Below are 18,858 nucleotides of genomic sequence, written 5' to 3' on the forward strand. Positions count from 1 at the left end.
GCCCCACAGCCACAAGGAGCGGAAGCGATGTCTCAGCAATGGATCTGGATGAGCGTGGCGGCGGGCACCCTGGCGCTGGGCACCGCGAACGCGCAGGTGGATCCGAACTCCGCGAGCGCCATCACCACCAGCCAGCCGAACCCGGGGGCCCCGCCGGGCACGCCCGCCCCCATGGGAGGCGCGTTGGACAACCAGGTGACGCAGCCCCTTGGCGACGTCACCAGCGTGGGCGCGGGCGGCAGCGGCACGAGCACGGGCGCGGTGATTCCGCAGCCGTACGGCACCCAGCCGTCCGTCTCCGGCAACACAACGGAGTACGTGCCGCCTGGCCCCGGCAATGCCACCACCGTGACGGGCGGCGGTACGGTGGTCGCGCCCGGTTCGGCCACCACCGTGACAGGGACCGGCGCGGTGCTGGCTCCCGGCACCAGCACCACCGTGGCGGGTTCCACGGGCTCCACCGCCACCACGGGCGCGCTGCTGCCGCCCGCGACGACGACCCCCGGCACCACGCTGCCGGGCGCCTCCATCAGCACCGTCACGCCGGGAACTCCGACGGGCACCATGTCCAGCACGGGCGCGGTGCTACCTCCAGCCACGGGCCTGACGCCACCGGAAATCACCAGCTCACAGCCCACCACGCCGTCGCCAGGAGGCAACCCGCTGACGCCGGACAGCAACACGTCCAGCAACTCCGTGACGCCGCTCGGTGGCGGCAGCGTGCTCCAGCCCCCGAGTCCTTGAGCCCCGTGGGCCGGGCTCCCTGGCTCGCACTCCGAGCCATCGGGCGTGGGGCACGGTGGACAACCCCGTCCCGCGCAACCCTCCCCTCGCGGCCGCCCATGCCGTTCCCCGAGCAAGCAGGCGAATGAGCCACCCCTGCACACATCCCGAGGCCTGCTCACTTTCGGTCGTGCAGGCAGCCACGACCTTTCAAGCAGTCAGAGCTCCTATCGGGGGAATCCACATGAAGAAGTTCCTGAAGACCCAGCTGACGGTGGCGGCGGTTCTCGCGGGTGCGCTCGCGCTCGGTACGGGATGTAAGTCGGATCAATCCGCGACGCGCGGCACCGAGCCGGCCTCCGACTCCACCATGGGCACGGACTCCAGCGGCACGGGGACGGACACGTCCGGCTCCGGCACCACCACCACGCCGCCTCCCAGCAGCGGCGGCTCCGGCTACGACACGGGCAGCACGTCGCCGGACACGACGCTGCCTCCGTCGGACATGGACACCGGCGGCTCCGGCAACACGGATGACTCCACGCTGCCGCCCGCCACGAACGACGGCACCCTGGACCCGGGCACTGGCGGCGCGGGCACCGGTGAGGCCGAGCCCGGCGTGCACGACGGCGAGATGACCGAGCCGGGCACGGGCGGCTCCGGCCTGGATCCGGACGACAGCGCCATCCCGGACGACAGCAGCCTGCCCAACGACTCCACGCTCGACCCGAACAACTCCGGCGCCAAGGGCAACATGACCACGCCGGTGCCGGACTCCACCGGCACGATGGCGCCCAACAACGGCACCACGCGCTAGTCCCCCTCGGGGTGGACATGGAAGCGCCCGTGACCTTCACCGGTCGCGGGCGCTTCGCCGTTTCCAGCGTCCGGCCTTGCACGCGCGAACAACAAGACCCCGCCGACGCGCGAAAGGCGTCAGCGGGGTCATGGAGACAGCGAGACCTGAGATGATCAGGTCACCTTGACGCCTGGCGAGTAGGGCTGGCCCACCGGTTCGATGATGCGCGGGCTCCCGTTGTCACCCGGCCCATTGCCGGGACCCCCACCCGGGTCGAAGGTGGACGGCGTGCGGCGCTCCTGCTGCTCATCCTCTTCCGTCCCGGCTTCGCGCGCCGGCGCGGGAGGCAGCCCCTCCAAGGGAATGTGCAACACGTCTTTCTTGCTCATGACGAACGCCTCCTTTCCCCTCTGAGGTTGGGGCGGACCGGGGGTTTCCGCCACCGGGCGCACCCCCGCCCGCATGCCCCCCGACCTCCAGAATGCGTTTCTCTTGGATGACAGGGAGCAGCCGGGGGCTTATCCAAAGAGGTCCAGGCAGCGCGCACCCGCACCCGAACCGAAAGCGTCCAACGCATGAAGCTGTTGCTGGCAGGCCGACGAGGAGCAAGCGATCCGCTGTTCGCCCCCCCGGAGGCGCCCCTGTCCTGGCTGCAGCGCGTGGAAGCCTGGTTCCAGCAGGTGGCCGCGGACGTGCTGGAGGGGACCCGCATCAAGGAGGGCCCCCAGGGCGCGCCCGTGCTGCGCCTGCGCCTGCACCCGGCCGCGGCGGAGGTGTCACTGCTCGCGACGACCCAGGAGCGCATCGTCGTGTCCGCGGACACCAGCGCCGCGGGGCCCGGCTACCACCGCTATCTGGTGGACCTGCTCAAGGGGTTGGGCGACCTGAACGGCATCTCCTGGGCTCCGCCCGACGAGGACGTGGGCGTGGGTGACGCCACGGGCTACTTCCACACTGGCGACGTGGACCTGGTGGAGAAGCACTTCCTGGGCTGGCTCCAGCACTCGGTGGGGCAGGTGCTGCGCATGCGCAGCCTGGGCAACTCCGGCTTCGCGCTGTCCATGCGCTTCGGCCACACCTTCCAGCACCCGGGCGCGCTGCTCACGCCCCTGGGGCCTCGCGACGAGCGCTGGCTGCGCACCGTGCACGAAGACCCGCGACAGGGCACGGACGTGTTCCCCTGGTGGAACCCCGGCGTGGACGCCCGCGAGCGCTTCACGCGCGCCTTGTGCCGGCTGTGGACGGACGTCGTCTGGCGCCCGCCGCTCCTGGAGGAGGAGCGCCAGCGCCTGCGCGACGTGGCCCGGCTGCTGGAGCAGGCCTGGCGCGAGGACCCTTCGCTCCCCTACCCGTGGCGCGAGTGGCAGGAGGTGCTCGGATACCTGGGCATGGGAGGGACGGTGGCGGAGGAGGTCCACCGCCGCGCCCTGGAGTCGCCCGGCGTGGGGCCGTCCATCGGCTACCGGCGGGGCTCCGTGCAGGTGGCGCTCCCGGAGGGCTGGGAAATTCGCATCCCCGGCTCGCTGGCGGAGTCGCGACTGCAGGACGGCAGCTGGGTGGCCCGCGACCATCGCCGCACCGTGCGCGTGGTGCCCCTGGAGGACTCCGCGGAGGAGCAGCTGGCGCCCACCAGCCCGGAGCGAAAGGCCCTGGAGCTGGAGCACCACGGCGCCCGCGTCAGCGGCCGCGCGTCCCTGCACGTGGGTCCCGGCGAGTGCCGGCTGACGGCCCTGTGCCGCTCCGGCAGCCGCCGCGCCCTCTGCGTCGTGAGCTTCGATGATCCAGACGAGCAGGACTGGGCCCTGGGCACCTGGCGTTCATTGGACCACGCTGTCGCCGCCTGACAGGGCAGGTCGTTTCAGCACCGACCACTTGCCAGAGCGCTGTCCGGTGGACAGTCAGCACACCCGGACGTCTTGCCGCATCGCGCAGTCGCACCCACATTCCGGCGGCGGTTTTCCCCACGGAATCGAGTGAGACGCATGAGCGGCAAGCGGGAGATCTGGCCGGGCAAGCCCTGGCCTCGTGGCGCGACCTTCGACGGCGCGGGAACCAACTTCGCGGTCTATTCGCAGGTGGCCACCCGCGTGGAGGTGTGCCTCTTCGACCGGGCGGACCCGACGAAGGAGATTGAACGCTTCGACCTGCCGACGAGCACGGAGTTCGTCTGGCACGGCTACGTGCCGGACCTGGAGCCCGGGACGCTGTACGGCCTGCGAGTGCACGGCCCCTACGAGCCGGAGAAGGGGCACCGCTGCAACCCGCACAAGCTGCTCGTGGACCCCTACGCCAAGGCGCTGCACGGCGAGGTGAACTGGAAGCAGCCGGTGTTCGGCTACCCCCTGGATCATCCGAAGAAGGACCTGATGCGCGACGAGCGCGACAGCGCGGCCGGCATGCCCAAGGGCGTGGTGGTGAGCGACTTCTTCGACTGGGGCAATGACCGGCGCCTGGACATCCCGTGGCGCAAGACGGTCATCTACGAAGCCCACGTGCGCGGCCTCACCATGCGCCACCCGGGCGTGCCGGAGCACCAGCGCGGCACGTACGCGGGCCTGGGCTCGCCGGCCATCATCGAGCACCTGCAGAAGCTGGGCGTCACCGCGGTGGAGCTGTTGCCGGTGCAGGGGTTCGCGGACGACTCGTTCCTCAACGACAAGGGCCTGTCGAACTACTGGGGCTACAGCACGCTGAACTACTTCGCGCCCGAGCAGCGCTACGCCAGCCGCAAGACGCCGGGCGGCGCGGTGGCGGAGTTCAAGTCGATGGTGAAGTCGCTGCACTCGGCGGGCATCGAGGTGATTCTCGACGTCGTGTACAACCACACGTGCGAGGGCAACCACCTGGGGCCCACGCTGTCGTTCAAGGGCATCGACAACGCGTCGTACTACTGGACCATGCCGGAGGCGCGGCACTACCTGGACTTCACGGGGTGCGGAAACAGCCTCAACGCCTCCAACCCGCAGACGGCGCGCTTCATCGTGGACTCGCTGCGCTACTGGGTGGAGGAGATGCACGTGGACGGGTTCCGCTTCGACCTGGCCACGGTGCTGGGCCGGGTGGGCAAGGGTGGCTACGACCCGAACGCGCCCATCTTCCAGATCATCAACCAGGACCCGGTGCTCTCCCGCGTGAAGCTCATCGCGGAGCCGTGGGACGTGGGGCTCGGCGGCTACCAGGTGGGCGGCTTCCCGTCGCCGTGGCACGAGTGGAACGGCAAGTACCGGGACGCGCTGCGCAAGTACTGGAAGGGCGACGAGAACCAGGCCTCGGAGGTGGGCTACCGGCTCACGGGCAGCGCGGACCTGTTCGCGGCGGCGCGGAGGCGTCCACAGGCGTCCATCAACTTCGTCACCGCGCATGACGGCTTCACGCTGCACGACCTGGTCACGTACAGCAGCAAGCACAACGAGGCCAACGGCGAGCACAACCGCGACGGCGCGGATGACAACCAGGCGTGGAACTGCGGCGTGGAGGGAGAGACGGACAACAAGGACATCATCTCCCTGCGCGAGCGCCAGAAGCGCAACCTGATGGCGTCGCTGTTCCTGTCCACGGGCGTGCCGATGATTGTCGCGGGCGACGAGATGGGCCGCACGCAGCAGGGCAACAACAACGCCTACTGCCAGGACAACGAGCTGTCGTGGGTGGACTGGAACCTGGACAAGACGCGCCAGGACCTCCTGGAGTTCACGCGCAAGCTCATCCAGTTCCGCCACGGGCAGCCGGTGCTGCAGCGCCGCCGCTTCTTCCAGGGCGAGCACCTGTGGGAGTCCGAGCACAAGGACCTGGCGTGGTTCCGGCCAGACGGCACGGAGATGGGCGCGGAGGACTGGCAGAAGCCCTTCGTGCGCTCGCTGGCGTTCCTCCTGGGCGGCGACGCCATCCCCACGCCGGACGAGCGGGGCCAGCGCGTGAACGGCGACTCGCTGCTGGTGCTGCTCAACGCGCACCACGACACGGTGCCGTTCACGGTGCCGCCGCCGGGCGAGGGCGGCGCGTGGCGGCTGGAGCTGTACACGGCGGACGACAAGCGCGGCGATGAAGAGATGAAGCCCGGGAAGTTCGAGATGGCCGGGCGGTCGCTCGCGGTGTTCCGCAAGCCGGGAAGCAACAACACGCCGTGATACGGTGCCCGCGCTGTTGATCAGGAGCGCACGGCATGGCGGACGAAGGGGACGGCGGCAGGAGTGAAGAGGCCGCCGTCGCGCGGGTGTACGGGGAGATCGCCTCCGCCTACGAGGTGCTCTACCCGTCGCTGCACCGGTATGGCGACCGGGTGGAGCGCTTCCTCGCGGACGTGGTGAAGCCGGGGATGCGCGTGCTGGACGTGGGCTGTGGCCCGGGCCTGCACACTCGCGGGTTGGACGCGTCCGTGGACGTGGTGGGCCTGGACCTGGCGCCAGAGATGCTCGAGTTGGCGAAGCGCTCAAGGCCGTCCGGCACGTGGCGCGTGCACAGCTATCTGGATCCGGTGCCGGAGGACCTGGGCACGTTCGATGTCGCGCTGGCCATTGGCTGCCTGGACTTCTGTGATGACCTGCCGCGCGTGCTGGGGCACATGGGCAGGGTGTTGAAGCCGGGCGCGCGGATGCTGTTCACGGTGCTGGAGCGCAGGTCCGGACTGGAGGCGCATGAAGCGTCCACGCGACGGGTGCATACGGCGGACACGGACGTGACGCTGCACCTGTGGAGCGCGGAGGAGACGGCGCGCGCGGTGGAGGCAGCGGGGCTCCGCGTGCGCGAGTACGTGCACGGACCGGGCTGGGAGCTGATGGCCGAGGAGCGTGTGATGTGGTTCGGCTGGTGGGACGTGACGCGCGGCGGCTAGGGGCAATTCGGAAACGCGCAGTGCATCTTGATGTACACGGACGTCGTTCGCCCCTCGTGCACGCCTGTGCCCGGGTCGTCCCCGCTGCACACGTTGTTGCCGTTGCTGTCGTAGGCATGCACTTGCACCCACCAGGCACTCGACTCGTAGACGTAGGGGAGGGTCACGCCCTCGATGACGCCATCCCTCACGTTGAGCGATAGGGGCCCCATTGTCGGGCGCCCATCACCCGACAGCAGGGTCACCGTCGCCGTCACCACGGGGCAGGGATCCTCTCCCATGGAGATCCGCAGCTTCATGGCCCCCAAGCGCCAGCCGGGGTCTTCGTCCCCAGCGCTTTCCTCCCCACAGGCCCCGAGCAGCGCACAGCTCATTCCCAGCATCACGACCCAAACGGCTCGATTCATGTGTCCCCGAAATGGCGCATGGAGCACGCAGCGCTTGGACACCTGAGCCCCAGGGTCTGGGACATGGGCCGTCAGGATTTTCGCACGCCCGCGTCCAGAGGCCCGTCGGCAGCTTCAGGGGGGCGCACGGGGTTGTCCCGAGGCGTCCGGTTCCATGCGGGGGCGCTTTGCGCCGGTGCATGAGACTCGGACGTTCCTCACGGCCATCACCTCCGGGTGTTCCTGCCGCTATCGAAGGCCGTACCGGTCGCACGCCACCGTGAGGCGCGCATGGCTGCCCTTGGCTGGGCAAAAACCCGAACTCGCTCAACGGTAGAGCACGAGACTCAAGATCTCGCATTCGAAGGTTCGACTCCTTCGTTCGCCGGACCCCGTCGTTTCCGCTGGTGCCAACGCGAGTCCACCGCGTCCTCCTCCCCACGCCGCACACTGGCCGGTCGCCAGGGTGTCCAGAGGCTTCCGTGCTGTTCGCGGAACGCTCCGGTCGCCGTCCGTGACCTGCATCCGGTGCGGAGGTTCGGGAGGCTGAACGCGGATCCGGACGGTCTGTTCGCGCGAAGCGCTCGTGGGGCGGCGGGGTCCTTTTCTCCAGCAGCCGGGCTGCACTCTTTTCTTGTCGTCGAGGTGACGTGTCATGGGCATCGGTCGGGTGGAAGTGGCGCAGAACGAGCGGCTGTTCGTGGTGGTGAACGGGAAGGCGGAGCAGTACCTGGGGCCGGGCCGGCACTGGGTGGTGCGTCCGTTCCAGAACGTCCGCTACGAGCGCGTGCCGCTGGAGCCGCCCGTCACCCGGCTGGATGAAGCGAAGCTCGCGTTGGTGCCGGAGAAGGACCTCCAGGTGCTGGAGCTGGGCGCGGACGAGCGCGCGGTGGTCTTCCATCACGGCCAGCCGGTGCGGTGGCTGGGGCGGGGACAGCACCAGGTGTGGACGGCGCAGCGGCTGCCCGGTCGAACCGGTCGGCCCGAGACGCCGACGGTGCGGGTGGAGCGCGTGGACGTGTCCGGGGTGGCGACGGAGCCCCCGCGGGACGAGGTGCGCGCGCTGATTCCGGCCAGTGACTACGTGGAGACCACGGCCACGGAGGGCACGGTGGCGCTGCGGTACGTGAACGGCGTGCTGGACGCGGTGCTGCCGCCGGGCCGGCACGCGGCGTGGACGGTCGCGCACAAAGTGCAGTTCGCGGTCATCGACCTGCGCGAGAAGCTGCTCCACGTCACCGGTCAGGAGGTGATGACCAAGGACCGCGTGACGCTGCGGCTCAACCTGTCCGCGGCGTACCGGGTGGTGGATGCGCGGCGGCTGGCGGTGGTGGCACGGGCGCCGGATGAAATCCTCTACCTGGCGATGCAGCTCGCTGCGCGCGAGGCCGTGTCCACGCGCACGCTGGACGAGTTGCTGGCGGCGCGTGAGGCGGTGTCCACGGAGCTGTACGCGCAGGTGAAGTCAGGGGCGGAGGGCGTGGGTCTGGAGCTGCTGCGCTTCGGCATCAAGGACGTGGTGCTGCCGAAGGAGATGAAGGACCTGCTCAACCGGGTCATCCAGGCGCAGAAGGAGGCGGAGGCCAACGTCATCCTGCGGCGCGAGGAGACGGCGGCGACGCGCTCCATGGCACAGACGGCGAAGGTGCTCGCGGAGAACCCGCTGCTCGTGCGGCTCAAGGAGCTGGAGGCGTACAAGGACCTGGCCGCGAAGGTGGGTCAGGTCCACTTGGTGCTGGGCGAGGGCGCGGTGCCCACGCTCCAGCTCAAGGGCGGCTGAGGTTCCTGTGAAAGTCGAGGCCCTCGGACCGGAAGTGCGGTCCGGGGGCCTTCGTGCGTTCAGCGGGTCTCGTAGCGGTACCGCTATCGGTTGACCCCTCCCCCCGTTTCGGGCGAGCTAGGGCGCATGTACGTGAAAGAGGTCGAACTTTCTAATATCCGGTCCATTGAGTCGCTCAAGTGGGAGCTACCCGGTATACCCATGCCTGGATGGCATGTAGTCATCGGGGACAATGGAGCCGGCAAGAGTTCTTTTCTTCGGTCACTTGCCCTAGCACTAGTTGGGCCTCAAGAAGCCGTCGCACTACGCCAAGAATGGAACGACTGGCTTCGCTCGGGAGCAGACCACGGCCACATCAAGCTCGTTCTTGATTGGGATAAGGATTACGACTGGTTTTCCGGGAAGGGGAAGCCGCCCAAGAACTTTTTCCTGGCTGCAGGTCTCCAGCTTGATCGATCCGCTAGTAATCCCGATCAAGTCCAGCTTTCTCGAATCCCGCTACAGCGCCTCAACCCGGATCGAAACATCTGGGGTGATGGATATGGCTGGTTTTGTGCATCCTATGGTCCTTTTCGCCGCTTCACCGGCGGAGACAAAGACCAGGAAAAACTATTCTACTCTAACCCCAAGCTTGCGCGTCATCTCTCTGTATTTGGCGAATCCGTCGCACTATCCGAGTGCTTGGAGTGGCTCAAACTCCTTCAGTTCAAAAAACTTGAAGGTGATGAAGAGGGTAATTTCCTTGACCCTCTAAAAGACTTCATAAACCAGCCTGATTTTCTTCCCAACGAGGCCCATCTCGAATCCATCTCATCGAGAGGCGTCCGATTCGTCGATGGAAACAACTGTGAAGTGCCTGTTGAGAATTTGAGCGATGGATACCGCTCAATCCTAAGCATGACGTTCGAACTAATTCGCCAACTTGCAAAAACATACGGCGCAGATGCGATTTTTGCACATGAGGACCCAACAACAATAGTCGTCCCAGGCGTTGTACTTATTGACGAAGTGGATACACATCTACACCCGATGTGGCAGCGCCGAGTAGGTCGATGGTTCCGTGAGCATTTTCCAAAAATTCAATTCATTGTGACGACACATAGCCCGCTCATCTGCCAAGCCGCTACCGTGGGTAGCGTGTTCCGCCTTCCCAGACCAGGCAGTGACGAAGCAGCGGGCATGGTCACGGGAGTCGCACTCGACCGTCTCCTTTACGGCAACGTCCTGGACGCCTACAGCACTGGGGCTTTTGGCGACGTGCCACTGCGTTCGCCTGAAGCGATGGAAAAGCTTGAGCGGCTCGCCATCCTTAACCAGAAGGAACTCGCGCAGGGCCTGTCCCCCGAGGAGCAGGCGGAACAACAGCAACTGCGCGCGCAGCTCCCCACTGCATCCAGTGCCCTTCCGTCCGACACGGAGGTGCCGTAGCCTTGATCCACCTCCCGAACCTTCCACTGCCGGAGCCCGCCAACACGCAGCTCAAGGGCTACCAGCAGGAAATTGATTCGCTTCCCGACTACGCGACGCGCGTAGAGCGCGCGAAGGAGCGATTCAGCAGCCTGAACAAGAAGGGCCATCCGACCTTCGACACCATCAAGACAACCCTGTCGAAGATGTGCGTGGGGGTCCAACGCTGCGCATACTGCGAGGACTCGCTGGCCGACGAGGTGGAGCACATCCGTCCCAAGGCCCTGTATCCAGAACTGGCCTTCGCCTGGATGAACTATCTGTATGCCTGCGGCCCCTGCAACGGGCCCAAGAACAGCCGCTTCGCGGTCTTCACCCAGGGAACAGGCGTCCAAACGGACGTGGGTCGCCGCCGCAATGCGCCCGTGGTTCCTCCTATCTCTGGCACGCCCGTGCTGCTGGATCCTCGCGTGGATGATCCCATGGACTTCATGAGCCTGGAGATCCGGCAGACCTTCCTCTTCACCGCCACCGCAGCACCGGGCACAGTGGCGTACCAGCGCGCGAAGTACACCATCCAGCTTCTCGGCCTCAACAGCCGAGAAGTGCTCCCGCGTGCGCGCTATAGCGCCTATCGAGACTTCTACGCGCATCTCAAGGGATACGTCCAAGAGCGCGCCCATGGCCACGCCCCCGAGCATCTCCAGCACCTAGCGCACGACATCAAGACGCGCCAACACGCCACGGTCTGGCGGGAGATGAAGCGTCAGCGCCAGCTCGTCCCGGAGCTGAAGCGCCTGTTCGAAGCGGCTCCCGAAGCCCTCGGCTGGTAGCGCCAGACCCTGTGGCTCGCCAGCCACGGGCCCACGCCCGGACTGTCTCCCAGGGCCCCCACTCATAGCCTTTTCAGAGGGGAACCAGGGTTGGCCCGGGGGCTGCAATGTCCCCGGGCACACCCTGAAACCAAGGTTCCCGACCATGCGAGTCCTGCTCGCCACGCTCTTCGTCTGCCTTCTGGCCGTCCCGGCCTCCGCGCAACCCTGCCCCCCGGCCGCTTCGCCCACCGCGGGCGTCGCCCAGGGCACCCTGGTGGCTCGCTTCCGTGCGCAGCCGCAGCAGGCGGACGACACCGCGTGCCCGAACACCGAGCCGCGCACCTTCAGCCTCAAGCGCACGGAGGTGGACGCGGAGGTCAGTGGCTTCCTCGCTTCCGTCACCGTGACGCAGGTGTTCGAGAACCCCTACACCTCGCCCCTTGAAGCGCTCTACGTCTTCCCGCTGCCGGAGCTGGCCGCCGTGGATGGCATGGAGATGCACATCGGCGAGCGCGTCATCACGGGCGTCATCCAGACCCGTGAGCAGGCTCGCGACACCTACGAGCGCGCCAAGGCCGAGGGCAAGACGGCCGCGCTGCTCGACCAGGAGCGGCCGAACATCTTCACCCAGTCCGTCGCCAACATCCTTCCCGGCGAGACCATCCGCGTTCGCATCCACTACGTGGAGCGCCTCACCTACGACGCTGGCACCTACCGCTTCAGCTTCCCCATGGTCGTGGCCCCCCGCTTCATCGGCGGCACTCCGCTGCCCACGCGCCAGGGCGAAGGCGTGGAGCCCGACACCACCACCGTCCCCGACGCGAGCCGCATCACGCCCCCGGTCCTCACCGACACGCGTAGCGGCCATGACATCCAGCTCACCGTGCGTCTGGACGCGGGCCTCCCGGTCCACTCGCTGCGCTCCACCACCCACCGCGTGGACGTGAAGCGCGATGGCCAGTCCCGCGCCACCGTGAGCCTGGGCCGCGATGACCGCATCCCCAACAAGGACTTCATCCTCGAGTACGTCGTCGCCGACGCGCTCATCCGCCCCGCCGTCCTCATGCACCGCGAGCCCGGCGCGGACCACGGCTACTTCCTGGTGATGCTCAACCCGCAGCTGTCCCCCACCCAGAGGGAGATCGTTCCTCGCGAGCTCTACATGGTGCTCGACACGTCCTGCTCGCAGTCCGGCCTCGCCATCGAGAAGTCCAAGGCCATCACGAAGGAAGTGCTCAACCACCTGATGCCCGAGGACACCTTCCAGGTCCTCAACTTCGACACGCAGGTGACCAAGTTCGCGCCCACCGCCGTCCCCGCCACGCAGGAAAACATCCAGAACGCCCTGCCCTATGTCGCCAACTTCTGGGGCGGTGGCGGCACCGACGTGCGCATCGCCGCCCAGGAGGCCATGGTCCCCCCGAACGACCCCGCCCGCCTGCGCATGGTGCTCTTCATGACGGACGGCCTCATCGGCGGTGACGAGCAGGTCCTCAGCACGCTCCAGGAGCAAATGCGCGAGGAGACGCGCATCTTCTCCGCTGGCGTGGGCTCCAGCACCAACCGCTACCTCATCACCAAGATGGGTGAGCTCGGCCGCGGCGCCTCCACCCTCGTCAACCTCAACCGCCCGGAGGAGGACGTCGCCCGCGAGTTCGAGCAGCGCATGCGCGGCCCCGTCCTTACCTCGGTCGTGGTGGACACCGACGGCCTGCCCGTCAGCGACGTGTATCCGAAGTCCGTGCCGGACCTCTTCGCCGGTCAGCCGCTGTTCCTCGTGGGCAAGTTCACCGGCACCGGTGACGGCGTCCTCCGCATCTCCGGCCGCGTGCGTGGCCAGGTCCGCCGCTTCGATGTGCCCGTGCACTTCCCCGAAGTCGCCCCGGAGCACGACTCCCTCAAGAGCCTCTGGGCCCGCCAGCGCATCGAGGAGTTCACCGTGGAGGGCTACCGCGGCGAGACGCCCGAAGTCGTCCAGGGCATCACCGACACCGCGCTCCAGTACCACCTGATGAGCCGCTACACCTCCTTCGTCGCGGTGGAGCAGGTGGCCCGCACCGCCCCCAACGGCGAGTCGGTCCGCGAGATGGTCCCCGTGCAGCTCCCCGACGGCATGGTCTCCGGCGCGCTCAGCCGCGAGGAGATTCCCCCCGGCGACCCCATCATCTCCGTGCGCGCCCCGCGCAACGCCCGCCGCGTCACCGCCTACTTCCCCTTCGGCCTGGTGAAGCCGCTCACGTTCGACTCGCTCACCCGTTCGTGGCGCGGCCGGTTCCTCGTGCCGCTGGGTGTCTCGGATGGCTACTACACCGTGTTCATCATCGCGGAGCTGGCGGACGGCCGCGTGGAGCGCAGCGAGGTTCGCTACCGCCTGGACTCCCAGGGCAATGACTTCGACGTCGTCCTCTCCCAGAAGGAAGTCTCTCCCGGTGACACGCTGACGTTCGACGTGGACGCGGTGGAGGCCACGCAGGAGGTCAGCGTGTACGGCGACCTCTTCGGTGAGGACCAGCAGCTGCTCGACTCGCAGGACGGCCTGCGCTTCAACAAGTCGCTGGTCATCCCCGAAGGCACGCCCGCCGGTTCCTACGAGCTGGTGTTCGTCGCCCGCGACGCCGCCGGCAATCGCTTCGAGCGTCGGGAGACGCTGCGCGTCATCCACGCTCGGCGTGACTGACCCGCGAATCAATCTCGGATACCCTGGCGGTCCGTTTCTGGCCCCGCGCCTTCACTGGCGCGGGGTTGTTTCATTCGCACCCGGCCGCGAGGAGTCCTTCGATGTCGTCGTCCCTGCACTACACGCCCAACCTCCGCGATATTGAGTTCAACCTCTTCGAGTTCCTGGACATCGGCCATACGTCGCTGGGCAAGGCGCCCTTCGGAGACCTGGACGAGACGGCGGCCCGGCAGACGCTGCAGACGTTCGCGCAGCTGTGCACGCAGGAGCTGGCGAAGAGCTTCGACGAGTCCGAGCACAACCCGCCGAAGTTGGAGAACGGCGAGGTGAAGCTGCCCCCCGGCCTCAAGGCCGCGATGGGCGCCTACTACGACGCGGGCATGCACCTGTTGGAGACCCCCTCGCACCTGGGCGGCCTGGGTGCTCCGCCGTCGCTGGGCTGGGCCGCGTTCGAGCTGATCCTGGGCAGCAACCCCGCGCTGGCGTTCTTCACGCTGGGCAACCTGTTGGCGCGCGTCATCGACAAGCTGGGCACGGAGTCGCAGAAGCAGCGCTTCCTGCCGCACATCCTGGACAAGCGCTGGAGCGGCTCCATGGTGCTGACGGAGCCGGACGCGGGCAGCGACGTGGGCGCCGCGCGCACCAAGGCCCGTCAGGTGGACGGCGACGTCTGGGAGATTGAAGGCGTCAAGCGCTTCATCACCAACGGCGAGTCGGACATCGCGGAGAACATCATCCACATGGTGCTCGCGCGTCCGGACGGCGCGGCGCCGGGCACCAAGGGCCTGTCGCTGTTCGTGGTGCCCAAGTTCTGGGTGAACGAGGACGGCAGCCTGGGCGAGCACAACAACGTCGTGTGCACCAAGCTGGAGAAGAAGATGGGCCTGAAGGGGTCCGTCACGTGCGAGCTGACGTTCGGCGACGGCAAGCCCACGCGCGGCCTGCTGCTGGGTGACGTGCACGACGGCATCCGGCAGATGTTCCACATCATCGAGAACGCGCGCATGGCGGTGGGCCTCAAGTCCATGGCCGCGCTGTCCGCGGGCTACTACCGCGCGCTGTCGTTCGCGAAGGACCGCGTGCAGGGCAGCGACCTGGGGAAGGCGCGCGACAAGACGGCGCCGCGCGTGAACATCCTCCAGCACCCGGACGTGCGCCGCATGCTGATGGCGCAGAAGGCGCACGCGGAAGGTCTGCGCGCGCTGGCCCTGTTCACCGCGTCCGTGCAGGACCAGGTGGAGATCCAGGGAGGCCACCGCTCCACCGCGGCGGGCGAGGCGGACGTGCTCAACGACATGCTGCTTCCGCTGGTGAAGGGATACGGCTCGGAGAAGGCGTACGAGCTCTTGTCCCTGTCGCTCCAGGTGCACGGCGGTTCGGGCTTCCTCACGGACTACCCGGTGGAGCAGTACATCCGGGACCAGAAGATCGACTCGCTCTACGAGGGCACCACGCACATCCAGGCGCTGGACCTGCTGATGCGCAAGGTGGCGCGCGACGGCGGCGCGACGCTGATGGGGCTCTTGGAGCGTGTCCGCGCGACGGCGGATGGCGACGAGGGCGGTCCGGAGCTGAAGACCGAGCGCGCCGCGCTGGGCGAGGCGGTGGGCCACCTGCAGACGATGCTCGGCACGCTGATGGGCAAGCTGGGCGAGTCCGTCTACCACGTGGGCTTCCAGGGCAACCGCGTGCTGTTCGCCGTGGCGGAGGTCATCATCGGCTGGCTGCTGGTGCGCCACGCGGCCGTGTCGCTGGAGCGGATGAAGACCAACCCCGGTGACAAGGCGTTCTACGGCGGCAAGGTGGCCAGCGCCCGCTGGTACTGCCATGAGGTGCTGCCCGGCATCGCGCACGCCGCGCGCATGGTGGAGAACGGCAACCTGGACCTGATGGACCTGTCGGAAGAGTCGTTCTAGGGGCCAGGCGTTGGCGGCGCGCTTCTCGAAAGCGCGCCGCCACGTGGCCAAGATCATCGACAGCGGGTGGGTGCGGCATCGACAATGCCGGGATGATCACCCTGTATGGCTTTGGCCGCGTCCATTCGAAGGTCGTCGGACTCACGCGCGATTTGCGCGTCCTGTGGGCCCTTGAAGAACTGGAGCTGCCCTACCGGGTGCACGGCGTGGACCATCCCGCGGGGGAAACCCGAGGAGACGTGTACCGGCAGCTGAACCCCTTCTGCCAGGTGCCGGTGCTCGATGACGACGGCTTCGTGCTCACCGAGACGGGCGCCATCCTGCTGTACCTGGCGGAGAAGACGGGCCAGTTGATGCCCACGGATTTCCAGGGCCGCGCCCAGGTGATGCGCTGGTGCTTCGCCGCGCTCACCACCGTGGAGCTCCCGATGGCCCAGCTCATCATGGTCGACCTGCTCGGCGACGCCGACCCCACCGGCGCGCAGCGGCGTCCCGGTTTGGTGAAGTACGCCGAGCACCACCTGACCACGCTCGAGGACTGGCTGCGGGAGCGTCCGTATCTCACCGGCGAGGCGTTCACCGTGGCGGACATCCTGATGACCACGGTGCTGCGCGAGGTGCGCAACGCGGGCGTGCTCGAAGGCTTCCCCCGGGTCTCCGCCTATCGCGAGCGCTGTGAGGCACGGCCCGCCTGGCAGCGGACGCTGGATGCCTATGAGCAGCGTCTTGGGGTCCCGGCGGGCAGCGCGCGCTAGCCGCGGGCAGCGTGGCGGGCGCTCAAGGTTCCAGGTCGGTGGCAGAGAAGGTGTAGTCACCCACGCCGTAGGAGAAGAGGAGCCCCGTGGTGAAGAACAGCTCGACCGTATGACGGCCTTCCTGCATCACCTGGAGGTCGAACGTGTCGCTCTTCGGCTTTGTTTCGACCATCGCCGCCTGGTACAGCACCTCGCCCCCGGGGTCGCGCACTCGCATGCCACAGTTGTTGTTGCCGACGCCTCCGCAAACCAACCGGTAGGTGCGGCCCGCGACGACGTCCAGCGCGACGACGTCGACATCGCCGTAGGGTTCGATGTGCCCCGAGACGTTGGTGCCAACGGGCCGACGGGTGGCTTCCGCGAGGGTGTTCCCGAAGTCGTCCGGCCCCCGGTCCACCAGCGAGTATTCGTAGCGGGTGTCGAAAGTGGAGGGGGAGGCGGAGAAGCCCTTCACGCGGGCGTACACGGTGCCATCCTGCGTGGCGAGCACGGCCGCCTGGTAGTACGCAGGCCCCCCTGAGCCCACCGAGCCCGGCAACTTGAGCCCGTCCGCGCCGAGGAGCTCAACCAAGCAGGTCGGCTCGTAGCCTTCGTAGCCTTCATCCAGGTAGCGACGGCAGCTGAATCGGTAGATGCGGCCGGTCTTGATGCGGAACGAGAACAGGTCCACGTCGTCCACGATGTCCAGGTTCGCGTGCATCGATTGGTCGGCGTCCATGAACTCCAAGGGGGTCGCGGCCTCGATGGAGTCCCCATGGTCATCCCCCTTGCGCACGTTCCGCTTGCAGGACATGTCCGCCTGGACGTAGCCCTGGGGGCAGTCGCACACGGCCTGTCCGGAGGACGCATCGCACCGGCCCGGACCGCAGTAGACGACATCGCACGGGTCGGACGGTGCGCAAGCACAGAGGATGGCGAGCGCGAGCGCCATCGCCAGGGAAGAACCCGAACGCAGCATGTCTTGGACTCCAACGGAGGCCCGGCCCCAATCCCCCCGCGCGACCATCGTTCGTGAAGGGTGACAGGGTCAACAGGGCCGCGGGTGCGGCTCCGGGGACACAGGCCGGGCTGGCCCGGGGTTCGCAATGGGGTGGAGCATGATGCTCTCCGCCCTCACCGCGCTGACCCTGGCCGCCACCGTCACCAACACCGAGGCCGTGCACGACCTGGAGCCGTTCGGCGGCCACGTCGTCGCGTGCACCGAAGGCGGCCTGGAGTTGTTCACGCCCGCGGGCCGTCCGGTGCGCGTGCTCACGGTGGAGGACGGGCTGCCCAGTCACTTCTGCCGCGCGCTGGAGTCCACGGGCGACCGGCTCTTCGTCGCCACGGATGAAGGGCTGGTGTCGCTGGACACGCGCTTCCAGGTGACGCCCGTGCTGGACGTGCGCTGGCAGGCGCTGCCTCCCTCCGAGGACGCGAGCACTCCGGACTACGTGAACCGGCTGGAGTCACTGGCCTCGGTGCTGACGCCGGGTGCGACGTACACGGCGTTCTCGCCGCGCTTCGCGGGCACGGCGGAGGGGCGCCTGTTCGAGCTGGGCACCCAGCGCGCGTGGTCACTGCCGGGCCCGGTGCGCTTCATCTCGGACACACGTGACGGCGTGGACGTGGGCACCACCGAGGGCGCGTTCTCCATCAGCGCCAGTGGCCGGCTCTCCGCGCTTCGCGACGTGCCCACCGGGCCGCTGTCATTCACCATGACGGAGCAGGGCGTGCGCATCGTGGGCAGTCACGGTGAGGTGCACGCGTGGGAGACGGAGTCCGTGCCACTTCAGGCCGTGAGCGTTCCCAAGGGCGCCACCGTGTTGCGCGATGGCTGGGCGGGCACACGGACCTCCGGCGTGTTCCTCCAAGGGAAGAAGGGGTGGAGCCGCGTCACGCCCACCGGGCAACTCTGCGGCAATCACATCACCGCGCTCGCCCGGCATCAGGGGCGGCTGGTGGTGGGCACGTTCGACCGGGGCGCCTGCTGGCAGCGCGATGACGGCCGGTGGCAGACCGTCCGCGCGCCCTCGCTTCCCAGCGACCAGGTGCTGGGCATCACCAGCGATGGACCGAACCTCTACGTCGCCACCACGTATGGCCTGGGCTTCCATGACGGGAAGACGTGGACGCAGATTGCCTACGGGTCTCGCAACCCCGTGGCCCTGGGGAAGCTGTCCGTGCTCAACGTGTCCCAGATGGATGAAGGCGTCGCGCTGGTCGACGGCCGGGGCATGTCCCTGGTCACTCCCGGGACGTCTCCCCTGTCGCTCGTGAAACGGCTGCCGCTGCCGAAGGAGTGGAGCAAGCACCCTTCCGTCGGTGAAGCCTCGGGCCGCTTCCTGTGGATGGGCAGCGAGGACCGGGGCCTGCTGCGCTGGGATGGCGCGAAGTGGCAGCGCTTCCACGACGGCCGCGACCTCACCGACAACTGGATCACCGCGCTGTCCACCGACGCGCAAGGACGCGCCGTCGCGGGCACCTGCCAGGACGGCTTCAGCTACTTCGACGGCGCGAAGTGGACTCGCGTGCGCGCCGCTCCCGGCCTGCCCTCCTCCGCCATCGTCTCCGCCGCGCTCGTGCCCGGCGGGGCGCTGGTGGGCACGCTGCTCGGCGCGTCGTACTTCGACGCGGCCACGGGGGAGACGCGGGCCCTGCCGAAGCTGGCGGATCCGCGCATCTACGCGGTGCTCCCCGACGGCGACTCCGCCCTCTTCGGCACCGAGGGCGGACTGTCGAGCGCGGCATGGAAGGCCGTCTCGGCTCCGGCCCTCACCCAGCGCTGAG

At 68.0% G+C, this 18,858-nt stretch carries 15 protein-coding genes and 1 tRNA gene; 13 read left to right on the top strand and 3 right to left on the bottom strand.

The window, feature by feature from the left end; translation table 11 throughout:
* The first annotated feature begins 27 nt into the window (after positions 1-27).
* Entirely contained in the window at positions 28-744 is a 717-nt protein-coding gene (locus tag D7V77_RS08120) for a hypothetical protein (RefSeq protein ID WP_121752247.1), read from the top strand.
* A 223-nt stretch (positions 745-967) separates the two neighbouring features.
* Positions 968-1,540 (top strand): hypothetical protein, encoded by a 573-nt coding sequence (locus D7V77_RS08125; protein WP_120575695.1) that lies wholly within the window; start codon positions 968-970, stop codon positions 1,538-1,540.
* Between the two features lie 155 nt (positions 1,541-1,695).
* Here D7V77_RS08125 and D7V77_RS08130 read toward each other — a convergent pair whose 3' ends face one another.
* Positions 1,696-1,911: a hypothetical protein gene (locus D7V77_RS08130; protein WP_169820352.1), complete on the bottom strand. Its 216-nt coding sequence runs from the start codon at positions 1,909-1,911 to the stop codon at positions 1,696-1,698.
* A gap of 186 nt (positions 1,912-2,097) precedes the next feature.
* On the opposite strand from D7V77_RS08130, the gene D7V77_RS08135 reads away from it, so the two are divergent.
* From D7V77_RS08135 to D7V77_RS08145, 3 genes are all read left to right on the top strand, one after another.
* The gene (locus tag D7V77_RS08135) at positions 2,098-3,366 is read left to right on the top strand and encodes a hypothetical protein (RefSeq protein ID WP_120575697.1); all 1,269 of its coding nucleotides are present in this window, start codon (positions 2,098-2,100) and stop codon (positions 3,364-3,366) included.
* A 138-nt stretch (positions 3,367-3,504) separates the two neighbouring features.
* Positions 3,505-5,649, top strand: coding sequence for a glycogen debranching protein GlgX (gene glgX, locus D7V77_RS08140; RefSeq protein ID WP_120575698.1), 2,145 nt, complete (start codon positions 3,505-3,507; stop codon positions 5,647-5,649).
* A 35-nt stretch (positions 5,650-5,684) separates the two neighbouring features.
* Entirely contained in the window at positions 5,685-6,353 is a 669-nt protein-coding gene (locus tag D7V77_RS08145) for a class I SAM-dependent methyltransferase (RefSeq protein WP_120575699.1), read from the top strand.
* On the opposite strand, the gene D7V77_RS08150 is transcribed toward D7V77_RS08145, so the two are convergent.
* Positions 6,350-6,652 carry a hypothetical protein gene (locus D7V77_RS08150; protein ID WP_147452012.1) on the bottom strand — a complete coding sequence of 101 codons (303 nt, stop codon included), beginning with the start codon at positions 6,650-6,652 and terminating at the stop codon, positions 6,350-6,352. The two genes, D7V77_RS08145 and D7V77_RS08150, sit on opposite strands and share 4 nt — an antisense overlap.
* A gap of 405 nt (positions 6,653-7,057) precedes the next feature.
* Between D7V77_RS08150 and D7V77_RS08155 the strand changes: the two genes are divergently transcribed.
* The 7 genes from D7V77_RS08155 to D7V77_RS08185 all read left to right on the top strand — a co-directional run bounded on the left by D7V77_RS08155 (position 7,058) and on the right by D7V77_RS08185 (position 16,089).
* Positions 7,058-7,127, top strand: a tRNA-Leu gene (locus tag D7V77_RS08155).
* Positions 7,128-7,394: 267 nt separating this feature from the next.
* On the top strand, positions 7,395-8,519 hold the full coding sequence (locus tag D7V77_RS08160; RefSeq protein WP_120575701.1) for a slipin family protein: 1,125 nt from the start codon (positions 7,395-7,397) through the stop codon (positions 8,517-8,519).
* 126 nt (positions 8,520-8,645) lie between these two features.
* Positions 8,646-9,947: an AAA family ATPase gene (locus D7V77_RS08165; RefSeq protein WP_120575702.1), complete on the top strand. Its 1,302-nt coding sequence runs from the start codon at positions 8,646-8,648 to the stop codon at positions 9,945-9,947.
* A gap of 2 nt (positions 9,948-9,949) precedes the next feature.
* A complete protein-coding gene (locus D7V77_RS08170) occupies positions 9,950-10,759 on the top strand; it encodes a hypothetical protein (protein WP_120575703.1) in 810 nt (269 codons plus the stop codon).
* A gap of 145 nt (positions 10,760-10,904) precedes the next feature.
* Positions 10,905-13,418, top strand: a complete 2,514-nt coding sequence (locus D7V77_RS08175) for a VIT domain-containing protein (protein ID WP_120575704.1) — start codon at positions 10,905-10,907, stop codon at positions 13,416-13,418.
* Positions 13,419-13,519: 101 nt separating this feature from the next.
* The gene (locus D7V77_RS08180; protein ID WP_120575705.1) at positions 13,520-15,334 is read left to right on the top strand and encodes an acyl-CoA dehydrogenase; all 1,815 of its coding nucleotides are present in this window, start codon (positions 13,520-13,522) and stop codon (positions 15,332-15,334) included.
* 92 nt (positions 15,335-15,426) lie between these two features.
* The gene (locus tag D7V77_RS08185; protein WP_120575706.1) at positions 15,427-16,089 is read left to right on the top strand and encodes a glutathione S-transferase family protein; all 663 of its coding nucleotides are present in this window, start codon (positions 15,427-15,429) and stop codon (positions 16,087-16,089) included.
* A 22-nt stretch (positions 16,090-16,111) separates the two neighbouring features.
* Here D7V77_RS08185 and D7V77_RS08190 read toward each other — a convergent pair whose 3' ends face one another.
* Positions 16,112-17,047, bottom strand: coding sequence for a hypothetical protein (locus tag D7V77_RS08190; RefSeq protein WP_120575707.1), 936 nt, complete (start codon positions 17,045-17,047; stop codon positions 16,112-16,114).
* Between the two features lie 139 nt (positions 17,048-17,186).
* Between D7V77_RS08190 and D7V77_RS08195 the strand changes: the two genes are divergently transcribed.
* Complete coding sequence (locus tag D7V77_RS08195) at positions 17,187-18,857, top strand: hypothetical protein (RefSeq protein ID WP_120575708.1); 1,671 nt, start codon at positions 17,187-17,189, stop codon at positions 18,855-18,857.
* The last annotated feature ends 1 nt before the right edge of the window (position 18,858 follow it).

The organism is Corallococcus sp. CA041A, from assembly GCF_003612075.1.
In the GTDB taxonomy this organism is placed as follows: domain Bacteria; phylum Myxococcota; class Myxococcia; order Myxococcales; family Myxococcaceae; genus Corallococcus; species Corallococcus exiguus.

Coding starts and splice junctions, on each gene's coding strand:
- D7V77_RS08120 (WP_121752247.1), top strand. CDS start 28: ATGTCTCAGCAATGGATCTGGATGAGCGTGGCGGCGGGCACCCTGGCG.
- D7V77_RS08125 (WP_120575695.1), top strand. CDS start 968: ATGAAGAAGTTCCTGAAGACCCAGCTGACGGTGGCGGCGGTTCTCGCG.
- D7V77_RS08130 (WP_169820352.1), bottom strand. CDS start 1,911: ATGAGCAAGAAAGACGTGTTGCACATTCCCTTGGAGGGGCTGCCTCCC.
- D7V77_RS08135 (WP_120575697.1), top strand. CDS start 2,098: ATGAAGCTGTTGCTGGCAGGCCGACGAGGAGCAAGCGATCCGCTGTTC.
- glgX (WP_120575698.1), top strand. CDS start 3,505: ATGAGCGGCAAGCGGGAGATCTGGCCGGGCAAGCCCTGGCCTCGTGGC.
- D7V77_RS08145 (WP_120575699.1), top strand. CDS start 5,685: ATGGCGGACGAAGGGGACGGCGGCAGGAGTGAAGAGGCCGCCGTCGCG.
- D7V77_RS08150 (WP_147452012.1), bottom strand. CDS start 6,652: ATGAAGCTGCGGATCTCCATGGGAGAGGATCCCTGCCCCGTGGTGACG.
- D7V77_RS08160 (WP_120575701.1), top strand. CDS start 7,395: ATGGGCATCGGTCGGGTGGAAGTGGCGCAGAACGAGCGGCTGTTCGTG.
- D7V77_RS08165 (WP_120575702.1), top strand. CDS start 8,646: ATGTACGTGAAAGAGGTCGAACTTTCTAATATCCGGTCCATTGAGTCG.
- D7V77_RS08175 (WP_120575704.1), top strand. CDS start 10,905: ATGCGAGTCCTGCTCGCCACGCTCTTCGTCTGCCTTCTGGCCGTCCCG.
- D7V77_RS08180 (WP_120575705.1), top strand. CDS start 13,520: ATGTCGTCGTCCCTGCACTACACGCCCAACCTCCGCGATATTGAGTTC.
- D7V77_RS08185 (WP_120575706.1), top strand. CDS start 15,427: ATGATCACCCTGTATGGCTTTGGCCGCGTCCATTCGAAGGTCGTCGGA.
- D7V77_RS08190 (WP_120575707.1), bottom strand. CDS start 17,047: ATGCTGCGTTCGGGTTCTTCCCTGGCGATGGCGCTCGCGCTCGCCATC.
- D7V77_RS08195 (WP_120575708.1), top strand. CDS start 17,187: ATGATGCTCTCCGCCCTCACCGCGCTGACCCTGGCCGCCACCGTCACC.